The 13,746-nt window shown below is 48.8% G+C and carries 12 protein-coding genes, 8 tRNA genes and 1 rRNA gene; 19 read left to right on the forward strand and 2 right to left on the reverse strand.

All coding sequences use genetic code 11. The features are described 5' to 3' along the window. The 16 genes from DFP94_RS15330 to DFP94_RS15405 form a co-directional block, all read left to right on the forward strand. Nucleotides 1-95: ribosomal RNA gene (locus tag DFP94_RS15330) — 23S ribosomal RNA — on the forward strand; the annotation flags it as partial. Between the two features lie 141 nt (nucleotides 96-236). Then, nucleotides 237-328, forward strand: a tRNA-Ser gene (locus tag DFP94_RS15335). 27 nt (nucleotides 329-355) lie between these two features. After that, nucleotides 356-432: transfer RNA gene (locus DFP94_RS15340), tRNA-Met, on the forward strand. A gap of 9 nt (nucleotides 433-441) precedes the next feature. Next, nucleotides 442-517 (forward strand) — tRNA-Val (locus DFP94_RS15345). A gap of 18 nt (nucleotides 518-535) precedes the next feature. After that, nucleotides 536-611 (forward strand) — tRNA-Thr (locus DFP94_RS15350). A gap of 14 nt (nucleotides 612-625) precedes the next feature. Continuing rightward, nucleotides 626-702: transfer RNA gene (locus DFP94_RS15355), tRNA-Asp, on the forward strand. An 81-nt stretch (nucleotides 703-783) separates the two neighbouring features. Then, nucleotides 784-856 (forward strand) — tRNA-Phe (locus tag DFP94_RS15360). 43 nt (nucleotides 857-899) lie between these two features. Beyond that, a tRNA-Tyr gene (locus DFP94_RS15365) sits at nucleotides 900-984 on the forward strand. 8 nt (nucleotides 985-992) lie between these two features. Beyond that, nucleotides 993-1,065, forward strand: a tRNA-Lys gene (locus DFP94_RS15370). A 163-nt stretch (nucleotides 1,066-1,228) separates the two neighbouring features. Then, nucleotides 1,229-2,347, forward strand: coding sequence for a PucR family transcriptional regulator (locus DFP94_RS15375; RefSeq protein WP_245954867.1), 1,119 nt, complete (start codon nucleotides 1,229-1,231; stop codon nucleotides 2,345-2,347). Between the two features lie 122 nt (nucleotides 2,348-2,469). Then, on the forward strand, nucleotides 2,470-3,588 hold the full coding sequence (locus DFP94_RS15380; protein WP_114497356.1) for an ABC transporter ATP-binding protein: 1,119 nt from the start codon (nucleotides 2,470-2,472) through the stop codon (nucleotides 3,586-3,588). Between the two features lie 349 nt (nucleotides 3,589-3,937). Then, nucleotides 3,938-4,879 carry an HPr(Ser) kinase/phosphatase gene (gene hprK / locus DFP94_RS15385; RefSeq protein WP_114497357.1) on the forward strand — a complete coding sequence of 314 codons (942 nt, stop codon included), beginning with the start codon at nucleotides 3,938-3,940 and terminating at the stop codon, nucleotides 4,877-4,879. Nucleotides 4,880-4,890: 11 nt separating this feature from the next. Next, complete coding sequence (lgt, locus tag DFP94_RS15390) at nucleotides 4,891-5,943, forward strand: prolipoprotein diacylglyceryl transferase (RefSeq protein WP_114497358.1); 1,053 nt, start codon at nucleotides 4,891-4,893, stop codon at nucleotides 5,941-5,943. A gap of 18 nt (nucleotides 5,944-5,961) precedes the next feature. Then, nucleotides 5,962-6,627 (forward strand): pyrophosphatase PpaX, encoded by a 666-nt coding sequence (gene ppaX / locus DFP94_RS15395; RefSeq protein WP_114497359.1) that lies wholly within the window; start codon nucleotides 5,962-5,964, stop codon nucleotides 6,625-6,627. Then, nucleotides 6,614-7,135, forward strand: a complete 522-nt coding sequence (locus DFP94_RS15400; protein ID WP_114497360.1) for an acyltransferase — start codon at nucleotides 6,614-6,616, stop codon at nucleotides 7,133-7,135. The genes ppaX and DFP94_RS15400 overlap by 14 nt, the downstream gene beginning before the upstream one ends. 37 nt (nucleotides 7,136-7,172) lie before the next feature. Beyond that, nucleotides 7,173-7,493 (forward strand): carboxymuconolactone decarboxylase family protein, encoded by a 321-nt coding sequence (locus DFP94_RS15405; RefSeq protein ID WP_114497361.1) that lies wholly within the window; start codon nucleotides 7,173-7,175, stop codon nucleotides 7,491-7,493. 88 nt (nucleotides 7,494-7,581) lie between these two features. Here DFP94_RS15405 and DFP94_RS15410 read toward each other — a convergent pair whose 3' ends face one another. Continuing rightward, nucleotides 7,582-8,976, reverse strand: a complete 1,395-nt coding sequence (locus DFP94_RS15410; RefSeq protein WP_114497362.1) for a DUF4179 domain-containing protein — start codon at nucleotides 8,974-8,976, stop codon at nucleotides 7,582-7,584. After that, nucleotides 8,969-9,493, reverse strand: coding sequence for a sigma-70 family RNA polymerase sigma factor (locus tag DFP94_RS15415; RefSeq protein WP_245954870.1), 525 nt, complete (start codon nucleotides 9,491-9,493; stop codon nucleotides 8,969-8,971). The genes DFP94_RS15410 and DFP94_RS15415 overlap by 8 nt, the downstream gene beginning before the upstream one ends. 329 nt (nucleotides 9,494-9,822) lie before the next feature. Between DFP94_RS15415 and DFP94_RS15420 the strand changes: the two genes are divergently transcribed. From DFP94_RS15420 to hisG, 3 genes are all read left to right on the forward strand, one after another. Beyond that, a complete protein-coding gene (locus tag DFP94_RS15420; RefSeq protein WP_114497363.1) occupies nucleotides 9,823-11,040 on the forward strand; it encodes an acyltransferase in 1,218 nt (405 codons plus the stop codon). A 282-nt stretch (nucleotides 11,041-11,322) separates the two neighbouring features. After that, nucleotides 11,323-12,525 (forward strand): ATP phosphoribosyltransferase regulatory subunit, encoded by a 1,203-nt coding sequence (locus tag DFP94_RS15425; RefSeq protein ID WP_114497364.1) that lies wholly within the window; start codon nucleotides 11,323-11,325, stop codon nucleotides 12,523-12,525. Between the two features lie 557 nt (nucleotides 12,526-13,082). Beyond that, on the forward strand, nucleotides 13,083-13,724 hold the full coding sequence (gene hisG / locus DFP94_RS15430) for an ATP phosphoribosyltransferase (RefSeq protein ID WP_114497365.1): 642 nt from the start codon (nucleotides 13,083-13,085) through the stop codon (nucleotides 13,722-13,724). The last annotated feature ends 22 nt before the right edge of the window (nucleotides 13,725-13,746 follow it).

Here is a 13,746-nt window from a genome sequence, read left to right on the forward strand (position 1 = left end):
AAGACCCCTTGAAGACGACGAGGTTGATAGGCCTGAGGTGGAAGTGCAGCAATGTATGGAGCTGACAGGTACTAATCGGTCGAGGGCTTATCCAAAAACACCCCAAAAAGTGACGCGAGGCTTCGAAGGTAATTCCGATTACTTTTCGGGGACCCCGGGAAACCCAGTAAGGGCTAACATGCAAATTCACGTTTCGTATCCAGTTTTCAAGGATTAACACCTTGAATTTATGGCTTGGAGAGATACCCAAGTGGCTATAAGGGGACCCTCTGCTAAGGGGTTAGACTGCGTAAGCGGTGCGAGGGTTCGAATCCCTCTCTCTCCGCCATTTGTACAAGCTTAATATCCTTAATATGGCGGTGTAGCTCAGCTGGCTAGAGCGTACGGTTCATACCCGTGAGGTCGGGGGTTCGATCCCCTCCGCCGCTACCATATTTCCCTGGAGGCTTAGCTCAGCTGGGAGAGCATCTGCCTTACAAGCAGAGGGTCGGGGGTTCGATCCCCTCAGCCTCCACCATTATATATTTCACACCGTGCCGTTGTAGCTCAATTGGTAGAGCAACTGACTTGTAATCAGTAGGTTGGGGGTTCAAGTCCTCTCGACGGCACCATCTTTACCTAATGCGGAGCCGTGGTGTAGAGGCCTAACATGCCTGCCTGTCACGCAGGAGACCGCGGGTTCGAATCCCGTCGGCTCCGCCATTTTTTACAACTTTCATATTTCCACAATGAAGTGGGAAAGTTACCAACTTAACCGCTTTATTTTTTTGACCAATTTCATATGGCTCGGTAGCTCAGTCGGTAGAGCAGAGGACTGAAAATCCTCGTGTCGGCGGTTCGATTCCGTCCCGAGCCACTTTATGTTCCTTAAGGCTACGGTCTTAATGCAGCATAACCCTGGAGGCTTAGTGAAGTGGCTAAACACGGCAGACTGTAAATCTGCTCTCTACGAGTTCGGTGGTTCGAATCCATCAGCCTCCACCATTTCCTATGAGCCATTAGCTCAGTTGGTAGAGCACCTGACTTTTAATCAGGGTGTCGAAGGTTCGAGTCCTTCATGGCTCATGTCAAAAGTCGTCAACTTCGGTTGGCGGCTTTTTTGCGTTTCCGGGATCAAGGTCAGTACATTGGGGAGCCGATAATCTTGATAGTTCGTTCCAAAGGGAGACGGGCATTACCGTTTACCGGACGGGTTATGATAAAATGGCTGTAGAATGGTCATAAACTCATGAAATGGAAAGGCAACCCGATGGAAATCAATTCGCTGAAACAACAGGTTGAACAAATTGTAGGCATTCCCTTGACCGTGAAGGAGATGGAGATCTCGCAATGGGAATCGATAACGGCTCAAGCTGCAAAAATCGATCCAGGCACTTTCCGTTTGGACGACCGGATTATTTGGTTCTGCAAAAAAGGCGCAACTACGGTGCAGGTCCTTGAAGGAGATGCGGCGAGGCTTACGGAGAAAGAGTCCAAATTAATCGAGCTTTTGATTGCCGGGACCCGGGAAACAATCAAATCCTTACCGGTCAAGAAAGATGAGGAATCGCGAAGCGTCGAGATTGGGGAATGGATCGAGCAATGTTTGGAACAAGGGGAATTAAACGGTTCTGTTCCTGAGAACTTGGCGCTGAAATCCCGGTTGCAGACCCCGATGCTGCCGCTCTTGGTGAGCTGGGAGAACCGGGCCGGACAAGGCGTAGCTTTTTCAAAATTGCATAAGTTGCTGCGAAGTTATTTCGGCGGTGAATTGCTGCTGATTCCTTTAAAAGAAGACTGGCTTATCTTAGTAAGTGAAGCGCTGCTGACAGATCTGCGGGAAGAGAGTGAAGAAGGGGCGGACAATGAACGGGATTTGTTAGGCGCTTTATGCCAGGGTTTATATGAGCTGATTTCAAACGAATGGGCCGGTGGCGGTTGTCATTTGGCCGTTCATGAGCTGATTACGGGAGACCACTATATAGCACAAGCTGCTTTGACACTGAGGGAGACATTCCGGATTGGACATCTGTTCCATATTGCCGAGCACATTCATTTGCCTTGGGAGCTCCAGTTGGAGCGGTTAATCTGCAGCATTCCGGGCGATGCCCGCGAACGGTTCATTTCGGAGACAGGCGGTCATCACATAGTTTTTGCGGACGAAGAGATGCTGACTACGCTGGAGACTTTTTTTCAAATGGACTGTAATGTCAGTGAGACGGCTAAAAGGCTCTATATCCACCGCAATACGCTGATGTACCGGATCGATAAGATTAAACAGGAGACAGGTCTCGACGTGAGGACGTTCCGGGACGCGGTTTTGATCAACCTCGAGTTATTATTGTACAAAGTGACAAAAAGGGTCTAATAATTTTGTGCAGTTTGCGTATGGCGATTTTTTGCCCAGATAGGTATCATATAAATATGAATTGTATCCGATTTCATTTTTAGATGTAACATCTAAATTTAACTTATTAGGAGGCCAAACCTATGGCAGGCGTACGCTTAGAACACATCTATAAGAAATATGCAGGCGCAGACAAAGCGACTGTAATCGACGTAAATCTTGATATTGCAGATAAGGAGTTCCTCGTATTGGTAGGACCTTCCGGTTGCGGTAAATCGACTACACTGCGGATGATCGCAGGTCTGGAAGAAATCTCCGAAGGTAAACTGTATATCGGCGACCGCGTCGTGAACGACGTAGCTCCGAAGGACCGCGATATCGCGATGGTTTTCCAATCTTACGCTTTGTATCCGCACATGAACGTTTATCAAAACATGGCGTTCGGTTTGAAACTGCGTAAAGTGAAGAAAGAAGAAATCGATCAACGCGTTCGCGAAGCGGCAAAAATTCTCGATATCGTGCATTTGCTTGACCGTAAACCAAAAGCCCTTTCCGGTGGTCAACGTCAACGGGTAGCCTTGGGCCGCGCTATTGTCCGCGATCCTCAAGTGTTCCTCATGGACGAACCGCTTTCCAACTTGGATGCTAAACTGCGCGGTCAAATGCGCGCGGAAATCACAAAGCTGGTTAAACGCCTTGAAACAACCTGCATTTACGTAACACATGACCAAACAGAAGCCATGACAATGGGTGACCGGATCGTTGTAATGCAAGACGGTATCATTCAACAAGCAGCTTCTCCTGAAGAACTGTACAACCAACCGCAAAACATCTTCGTTGCCGGATTTATCGGTTCCCCAACGATGAACTTTATCAACGGTACACTGGTTGAACAAAACGGAGCGGTTTACTTCCAATCCGACTTCTTGAAAGTTGAAGTACCACAAGGTAAAGCGGTAACGCTGAAAGAAAAAGGATACATTAACGGGAAAGAAGTTATCATGGGCGTACGTCCAGAAGATATCCATGAAGAGCCAATCTTCCTGGAAGGATCCCCTAACACGATCTTTACTGCAAACGTAGACGTAACCGAGAACCTGGGTCATGAAATGTTGCTGTACTTGGCAAGCACTTCTTCCCTGATCGCTCGCGTAGACGGACGTTCCAATACTCGCGAAGGCGACAATGTGAAATTGGCGATCGATATGAACAAAATTCATATCTTCGACAAAGAGTCCGAATTGAACATATTCTTCTCCTAATCGATAAGAATCGACATCATTAAACCGCCGCCCTTCGGGGCGGTTTTTTAATAAGAAGATACAAAAATTGGGGTCGCATAGGCGACCCCTTTTTCGTGCTCGTTGAGCCCAGTCAAGGTTAAGAAATCCAAGCGGAATTAATATGAAATCATATTTAGAATCTCTCGCAATTACGGGAAGTGGATCAAAGATTGATTTACGGTTGAATTTCCTTTACGATGAATACATTGACAGAGGTAAGGATTACGAATTTTCTTACATATAATAGAGGGCCGAAATCCTGTGAACTGACAGGGATCTGCGAGCTGCAGCCCAAACACGGAAGGTCCTTTCGGAAAGGAAGAACACCATGGCTAAAAAAGTAAAAGTATCGGAATTGGTTAACCAATTCGGGCTGGAGGTTGTTTCCGGGGAACAGGGGTTGAAACGGGTAATAACCGTTGACGATTTGTACCGCCCGGGTCTGGAAATGGCCGGTTATTTTGAATACCATCCGCCGGAACGCGTACAGATTCTCGGGAAAACCGAACTGGCCTTTTATGAGATGCTTCCATTGGAAGAACGCAAGGACCGGATGAAACGTCTGTGCAGCAGCGATGAAACGCCATGCATTATTGTAACGAGATCCTGGGAAGTTCCGCAGGAATTGATCGATATCAGTTCGGAAAGAAGTATTCCCGTATTACGCAGCAGCATGGCGACAACGATCCTGTCTAGCCGGATCACCAGTTTCCTGGAACGGAAACTGGCCCCTACGGCCACCATTCATGGGGTGCTCGTTGATGTTTACGGCGTCGGGATGTTGATCACAGGCACCAGCGGCATAGGTAAAAGTGAGACTGCGTTGGAGTTGGTAAAACGCGGTCATCGTTTAATTGCGGATGATGCGGTAGAGATCCGTCAGACGTCGGATAATCAGTTGCACGGTTCGGCACCGGAACTGATCCGCCATCTCCTTGAAATCCGCGGGGTCGGTATTATCAATGTGATGACCCTGTTCGGTGCCGGAGCAATCCGGAACAACAAGCGAATCACTCTGGTCGTCAGACTGGAAGCCTGGCAGCAGGAGAAGCAGTATGACCGATTGGGCCTGGACGAAGAGACAACTCGGATTATTGATACCGATGTTCCGTTGGTTACGATTCCTGTCCGTCCCGGACGAAATCTCGCGGTTATCATTGAGGTGGCTGCGATGAACTTCCGTCTGAAACGGATGGGATATAATGCAGCCCTGCAGTTTACAACGAAGTTGACGGAGACGATTGCGGAAGATATCGACGATTTGGATTAGGAGCGTGAATGATGGGCACCTTGTTATTAAATCCGATCGCTTTTTCGATCGGTGGTCTGGATGTGCATTGGTATGGGCTCATTTTGGGCGCCGGTGCTTTGGCGGGTTTGCTGCTTGCCATGCGGGAAGGTAAACGGTTTAATATCCCTCAAGAGTTTTTCATGGACTTGCTGTTGTTAGGGGTTCCTTCCGCGATTGTCGCGGCGAGAATCTACTATGTAGCTTTTATGTGGGATGATTATAAGAATAACCTGATCGACATATTTAAAATCTGGAATGGCGGCATAGCCATATACGGAGCCCTCATTGGAGCTATCATCTGTGCGGTTATTTTTGTCCGCAGACGAGGCTACAATTTTTGGCGGATTGCCGACATCTGCGCACCAGGGCTTATTATTGGCCAAGTGATTGGACGTTGGGGCAATTTCATCAATCAGGAAGCTTATGGCGGCCCGACGACGGAGAGCTTTTTAAGCGATTATTTACATTTGCCTTCATTTATCGTGAACCAAATGAATGTGAATGGAACTTTCCATCATCCGACATTCCTATATGAATCTTTATGGAACTTGGCAGGATTGGTTATACTGTTCATTTTGCGGAGACAGAAGTTTTTACGGGCAGGGGAATTGTTCCTTTCCTACTTTATCTGGTATGCCATCGGGCGGTTCTTTATCGAAGCGCTCAGAACGGATAGCCTGGCTTTCCAAGGTGCTGCGTGGCTCGCTTCATTCGTCAACGGACTCTGGACACCGATGACATGGCTTGGTTTTGAACAGGGGTATTTGGCCCCGTCTTACGGCAACGTGAGAATTTCGCAATTGCTGGCTATTCTCTTCTTCGTCGTGGCGATTGCCTTGATTATTTACCGCCGCAGAACGGTGCGCGATCTGCCTCGGTACAGCGATCCGATTGTCTCGACGCGTGTTAGTGAGGTGGAGAGTTTGTCTTCGGTTCCTGCAAAAGAGCCAGGCTTGCCTTTAAATGAGACGAATCAGGCAAAAAAAGCCGAAGAGTCTAAAGAACCTCAGGATCTAAAAGAACCTAAGGAACCTAAGGAGTAATAAAGGAGCAATCGCTGCATGATCGACACGATATTATTTGATCTCGACGGAACTATAATCGATACCAATGATTTGATTATCAATACATTTATGCATGTGCTTTCCAATCATTTTCCGCAGCAGTCGTATACAAGAGAGCAAATCATCCCTCATATGGGTACGACCCTGGAGCAGCAGATGCAGACCTTTTCCGGCAGGCAGGATGTCGCCAATCTGGTCGCGGATTATCGCACGTTTAACAACCTGCATCATGATACGATGGTTCGCGAGTTTCCGCGCGTTAATGAGGTCATCAATACGTTGCACGAACGAGGGATCACGCTTGGCGTCGTTACGACCAAGATCAGGCCTACTACACTTCGGGCACTGGACATGTTTGGACTCAAAAAATATATGGACGTGATCGTGACCGTTCAGGATGTGGAACATCCGAAGCCGCATCCTGAACCGGTGCTGAAGGCGATCGGCCAACTTGGTGCCGATCCGACTCGTACGATTATGGTCGGGGACAGCGCGGCGGATATTCAATCCGCGAAAGCCGCTGGAGTAAAGGCTGCCGCGGTTGCTTGGTCACTAAAAGGCGTAGAAGTGCTAAGTCAATATCATCCGGATTATATCCTGCAGGACATGACCGATTTATACGGCGTGTTGGGATGGGAGTCTGTGAGCAGTGAGAAAGGTTAAGCGCTACCCGGTCGAAGGACCGAACGCTTTATGGCAGTTGTACCGGACAGTGAGCCCCTGGAAGGGGGTCAAAAATTTTATTTTTATCCAAATCAGCAGATATTGCCCGGTATTGTCCGTGAAAAACTGGATCTACCGCTGCATTCTCGGCATGAAGGTAGGCGAGCATACCGCTTTTGGGCTGATGGTGATGGTTGACGTGTTTTTTCCGGAGCTGATCAAAATCGGACGCAACTCGGTTATCGGGTATAATACGACCATTCTGGCCCACGAATACCTGATTAAAGAGTATCGGCTTGGCGAGGTGGTCATCGGCGATGAAGTGTTGATAGGCGCCAATTCAACCATTCTCCCTGGTGTTACTATTGGCGACGGCGCTGTGGTTGCCGCCGGTTCGGTCGTACATAAGGATGTGGCTCCTGGTACGTTTGTAGGCGGTAATCCGCTCAGAGTCCTTGAACGGAAAAATCCGGAAGGAATGGCTGGCGAAGGCGTCGAAATGGATTAAAGAAGCGGTTTATTCTATTAGAGGAGATGTGGTTGAAATGAGCGACATGGCTTTTGTCAGCAGCGCGTTTCATACGTTCATCAAGGAAGCTCCGGAGCAGCAGCGGATTTGGACGGAGACGGCCCGGCAGTTGGGGGAAGTCAGCAAACTGGATCCTAAAACCGAAGAGCTGGCTTACATCGCCGTGCTTGCGGCGGCCCGCATGGAGAGCGGAATCCCTTTTCACGTGAAGCATGCCAAATCGCTGGGCGCTTCACGGGACGAGATCATTAGCGCTGTTCTGGTCGGACTTCCCGCGGTTGGAAATGCGGTTATTCAAGTGTTACCTGCAGCGATCCGAGCATTTGAAGAGGAATAAACCGTGCGGATGATGGGATATTGCTCGAAAAGTTAATACTGATATTTTAGAGAGGCCTATGCGTCGTAAAGTGCATAGGCCTCTTTGATCATTTCTTCATATTGATGTTTACTTCCAATGGCTGCTTGATATCCTGTTCCGTGGCGGATGTGAGCGTGAATGTAAGCGGCTGTTCATATTCCCTCGGTTCTAAGTGGCAGGAGATCGTAACTTTTGATCCCATAGAGAAATAGTTGGTGTAAACTCCGTCCTTAAAAGAATATTTAGTACCGCTATTGTCAGAAAAATGGTCTTGTAATTTAATAGGAATCGCTAAATCGGAATCTTTCCGATCATATTGGAGCCGGATTTCCGTGGAATCTTTCCTTTGAATGACATCCTCTAGTTGAGCAACTGAATTTGATGTCTTTACCTCCTTTTTCCCCGTATCGATATTTATTTTACTTTCACTATAGGAGATCTCGGTAAATCTTGAAGCTCTTAAAGTAACCTTATTCCAGTCACTATAATAAATACTATCGTAATGGAGTGCAGATAAGTTGGCCTTGTCGTTCAGTATGTTGTGTTCCGATTGCCTAACCATTAGAAAATATTGAAACTGGTTTTTTTTTGTCTCACCCAGATATAGCTTGGCGTCCTTGATCTGCCACAAGCCTTTGTTGGGGGATGAATAGTCGGGTTTGACTCGTATTATGGTACTTAAGGGAGTGAGAATCATTTCCGTGATCCTGATTTCGTTCCCTTGGATGGTGGCCGATTGGTTAATGGGAACAATCCGTTCCAAATCGGCATATTTGCTGCTGTCGATTTGCACCGGTACTTCCAAGGTGGCCTTCTTGGCATCCGGATCCCTATCCTTGCTGAATTGTCCGGAAAAAGTAAATTGATCCGGCGTAGACCACCCTTCAACAAAACTGACCGTATAGTAGCTGTGACTAATATTTTTATCAGGAACCGCCTGACCCGATGAGGTAAAACGGGGCATGCTCATTTCTTTTCCGTCAGGTCCGAGTAATTTCGGGGTAAAGTCCATTTTCGATCTACTATCCGACAGGTTTTCGGTAGTAAAGAACACGATCATTTTTCGGCTGTCGGCCAATACCCCGTCTACGGTCATCCTGTAACCGTCTATTTCAGCCATCCGATTAACTGGTTGATACAAACCATGATCTGCGGCGGGCTGCATGTTCGAGGTCATCAAAGTCTGTACATAATCCGGAATGGTACTGCCTGGGCTACCTAAAACCGCTCCGGGCTTGGAAGGTGGCCCAAGCTGCCAAACCGCGAGAAGCAGCAGAAAGCTGGCAAGTGCACCTGCAACGATTCCCGAGCCGCGGAGAAAGGTAGCCCGTCGGCGTCTTTGTTTGCCGCGCTGAATTCCGTTGCGGATGGCGGCATCTAACTGCTCTTCGCTTACTTGTTCTTCGGATTGGCGCATTTCGTCAAAAAATTGAGTGTAGCGCATTTCCTTTTTCTCATCCATAGTACAATTCACCTCCCCAGGTCATTTTGCTTCTGAGCTGTTTAAGCCCTTGATGAAGCCAGGTTTTTATCGTCCCTTCAGGGCGATCCAGCACTTTTGCAATCTCGGTAAGCGTCATGTCCTGATAGTATTTCAACGTAAGCACATGACGGTATTTGGGCTTTAACCTTTCCAAAGCGATTTCAAGGTCCAGCTTATACACGCTGATCATTTCGCCGTTCTCGGACGGCGAGAGCGAGGACAGCGGGAGAACCCGTTTCCGCCGCTTCTGCTCATCAATGCACCGGTTGATCAGGATTCGAATCAGCCAAGGAACGAATGCGTCGGGATCCTTCAGTTGCCGGCATTTTACCCATGCCTTGCATACCGTTTCCTGGACGGCATCCAGAGCATCTGATTCGTTTCGTAAGTAGCTGTAAGCGATGCTGTAAAGCTTTCTTTTTTGCGCAGATATTAATTGGTAAAAGGCATGTTCGTCCCCTCCGCATGCAGCGGCGGCCCATTCTCTCTCGTCCACTAGCGGGCTCCTTTCTATATTGCAACAGTGATGCGGGATTACCGGCCGGTAAATTTTGTTCCCTACTATTAAGACGATGCGGGAATATGAACGGTTTTTTATTTTTTCAAGACGCATGATAGTGCTATAAAGTAAAATCAAAAATTGGGTTTCCTAAATTTCCAGATCTAGGTATGATATTAGAGGATGATAATTATAGCTTATCGGCGATGCAATATTTTCACAGCTTCATTTCAGCATGATATAGGGTAACTAAGTATTAACTTACGTCTTATACAGCACAGAGGTAGTTAGCATGCAGGAGCCTATGAATACTGGGAGTTGATGAAGTGAGTTTGAAAGTCAAGGAAAGATTGCCTCAGTTGGATCTGTTTCGGGCACTTGCCATATTCAGCGTAATTCAAGTCCATGCTTCTTCTTACGCAGCCGGATGGCAAGCGGTGGATTCCTCATCGTTTTATTTCTACAATGGGATGAATATCTTTTTTAGAATCGGCACGAGTTCGTTTATATTTCTAAGCAGTTTTGTTCTATTTTATAATTACTACGACAAGCCGGTAAGTCGCGATTTAATCGGCAGGTTTTACAAAAAACGGCTCACGTATATTATCTTGCCGTATATGCTTGTGTCTTTCTGCTACTTTTTAGTGACAATGTGGATCCAAAAAGATTTTCTCGACCACTCCGTGGCCCAACTATTGGGTTCCTTGGGGATCAAGCTGTTGACGGGTAGCGCCTATACTCATTTGTATTTCATTTTTATAAGTATTCAATTTTACATCCTTTTCCCGCTGCTGCTTTGGCTGGTTCAATCCCTGGGCAAAAGCAGGCTTTCGGCGGCCTGGATATTTCCTGCCGGGTTGGCTATCCAGTGGGCGTTCTTCTATTGGAATAAATACCAATTGGAGCTTTCCAACAAAGGGAGCTTCGCTCCCTCGTACATGTCTTTTTACATGCTGGGGGCCGTAGCGGCCATTTATTTCGACAAAATCAAGGGCTGGCTGACAACGGACTGGAGAGACTCAAGCAAGGAACAAAAAGCGTGGACGATGTCGCTTTGGGCTGGTTGGCTGGCGATGGCTTTTCTCGACGTTCAGCTATACTTTTTATTCAGAACCAAGGCGTACCTCCCAAGCACCGATATCTTTGAACTCGTATGGAACATTCATCTGCTGCTCTCCGCCGCGGTGCTATTGAAGGGGGCTTTTCTGGTGTATCGTAAGGGCTCGGCCTTTTGGATAAAGGCCTTGACCCGTCTGGGTGAGCTTTCCTTTGGGATTTATTTGTTTCATCCGATCGTGCTGCTGGTTTACCGCAAGTTTCGTAACCGGTTGGCTGGAGAAGAGATTTCGCTAGCCTACTTCTTCTTTATTATCGGAGGGTCGGTCTGCGCACTGCTTCTGTCGTGGATTTTTGTCCAGTTCTGCTTCAGACGGCTTCCGTTTGCCTCATGGTTCCTTGGAAATATACCGAATTCGTTAAAAAAGAGGAAAAAGCAGCCGAGCCAGGATCCTGGATCCTCGCCAACCGTGAATGTGAATATGTAACTAAAGAAAGCCGGCTTGGAAAGCAAGCCGGTTTTCTTTTTTGATTTGGGGCGCGGAAATCCGGTCAATGACATTATGGATTTTTCTTACTATACTAGGATTACGGTGCGATTGGCACTGTAAGGACAAGCTAAGCTGCATGCGTTGACGATTTGTGAACATCTATGATAAGATATGCCATATTCTTTAATTTGGTAGCATGGTAGCACTTTAATATGGTAAAGAAAATGAAGTTTAGATGTGACCCTTTGTGGAAGACATTATAGGGATGGGGTGAACGTTTTGTCGAAACCGAAAGGCTTTGAAAAACCGGCCGGCGTTCGCGATTATTTGCCGCATGCGGTAGAGAAGCTGCGAGCCATTGAACGCAGCGTGCTGGATTGCATGGCCGGTTGGGGCTATCGTCAAATTATGACGCCGACGATGGAATATTACGATACGGTGGGCGTTGCCAGTTCGACGTCCGATCAAAAGCTGTTCAAACTGCTCAATAACCGGGGAACCACGATGGTCCTCCGTTCGGATATGACGGCACCGATCGCCCGGGTCGTGGCTTCGATGCTGAAAGAGGAGCCGCTTCCGCTGCGGCTGTCCTATCACGCCAACGTGTTTCGTTCCATAGAAGAGGAAGCGGGAAAAGAGGCCGAGTTTTTTCAAACCGGCGTTGAGCTGGTAGGGGACGACTCGCCGGAGGCGGATGCCGAAGTCGTGGCGCTTGCGGTAGCCTCGCTCAAGGCGGCGGGAGTCACGTCCTTCAAGATCGCCCTCGGCCATGTCGGGTTTCTGAACGGACTATTGGAAGAAGCGGTGCCCGGCCGGGAGGATGTACGTGAAACGTTGAAAGATTGTCTCCTTCAACGGGATTTTGTCGGCTACCGCGAGACTTTGGCGGGCCTGTCTTTATCGGTGGAGCAGCGCGACGAGCTGGAGGGCATCCTCCGGCTGCGCGGGGGCAAAGAAATTTGCCGCCAGGCGCTGGAGCTTAGCGCGAATCCGCTGGCACAGCACGCCGTCCGGCATCTCAGCGAGGTGTGGGATGCCCTGGAGGACTACGGCGTAGCCAAGCAAGTGATGATCGACCTGACGATGATCGGCGATTTCTCTTACTATACGGGCATGACGTTCGAAGGCTATGCAGCAGAGCTGGGCTTCCCGGTGTGCAACGGCGGGCGCTATGATAACCTGTTGCAGCAGTTTGGGCGTCCGGCTCCGGCGACGGGGTTTTCGCTCAAGACGAACCGGATTCTCGACGGTGTTGACGGTATCCTAGTGGAGCCGGAACTACCGGTGCTGCTGCAGTACGATGCGGCGAATCGCAAGCTGGCCTTCGCCGAAGCGGAGCAGTTGCGCGGTGAAGGGCGTCGTGTCGTGATGCGCCATGTCGACGGACCGGCTGATGTGCTGGGCGAAACGATCGCCCGCGAAGTTCGTTCAGGCCCGCTGGGCCCGGCGTACGGCGAGATCCGGACTTATACGAGCTTCTAAGAGGGAGCCGATAGTTTGAGGATCGCCGTAACGAAAGCCGGAGCGGCGATGGAGTACGGGACTAAGATTGGGGCGTCTGAAGGGGCGGGGGAAGACGCCATGCCCACTGGGCTGCAGCGGTGGCACACTTAGTGGTGGTCGGTTACCGCCTTTCGCGATCAAGCCGTCTCCTTAGGCCCAATTAACTGGAAAACCTCCAGTTAATTCATGGATTTTCCAGAGTTTAACCGTTTGACGACCGAATTAACTGTAGGTTTTCTATCTAATTACGAAAATTGACCTCATAGAAGATATTTAGCTGTAGGTTTTCCAGTTATTTGCGATGAAGGTAGCTACCTTTAGTGAAGTAATGAAGTAGTGGAGTAGTCGCAGCAGGAGTGCATGGGGCACGTAGAGTAATTAATGTTTATTAGGTTTATGTTGGCTAACGGAGTTAATGAGGCTAATGATACTACTGGTGCTAAAGGTGTTTTTATGTAACTAGTAAAATTGATTGATGTAAGTGATGTAGCTCATGCATGTGATGCAAGGTGGTCGAAAGGAGGGCATGATCTATTTTGGGCGAGATTATAAAAGTTGCGATGCCTAAAGGGCGTATTTATAAAAAAGCGTCTGCCCTGTTTCGTGAAGCGGGGATACAGATCCCCACGGACGTAGATGAGTCTCGCAAGCTGGTTATTCCATTGCCGGAGATCGGCATGGAGTTCATTTTGGCAAAGCCGGTCGATGTGCCGACTTATGTGGAGTATGGCGTGGCCGACATCGGAATTGTCGGCAAGGATGTGTTGATGGAAGAGAATCGGGACGTGTACGAACTGCTGGACCTCGGCATCGCCCGCTGCCGCATGTCGGTGATCGCGCTGCCGGACTGGAAGCCGGGGATTCAACAGCGGGTGGCGACCAAGTATCCGAACGTCGCTTCGCAGTATTTTCGCGAGCATGGTCAGCAGGTGGAGGTTATCAAGCTGAACGGGTCCATCGAGCTGGCCCCGCTCATCGGCCTGGCCGACCGGATCGTCGATATGGTCGAGACCGGACAGACGCTGCGGGAGAACGGATTGGTCGAGCTTGAGAGCATATTCGAAATTACGAGCCGCCTGGTGGCAAACCGGGTAAGCTACCGGATGAAGAACGCCGAAATTCAGGCCGTTAGCGATGCGCTCGAGAAGGTTATAACTGCTAAAAACGATGCACGATAGATAGATAAGCCGATGTGGGTGA

This window comes from Fontibacillus phaseoli (genome assembly GCF_003337355.1).
Classification (GTDB): Bacteria; Bacillota; Bacilli; order Paenibacillales; family Paenibacillaceae; genus Fontibacillus; species Fontibacillus phaseoli.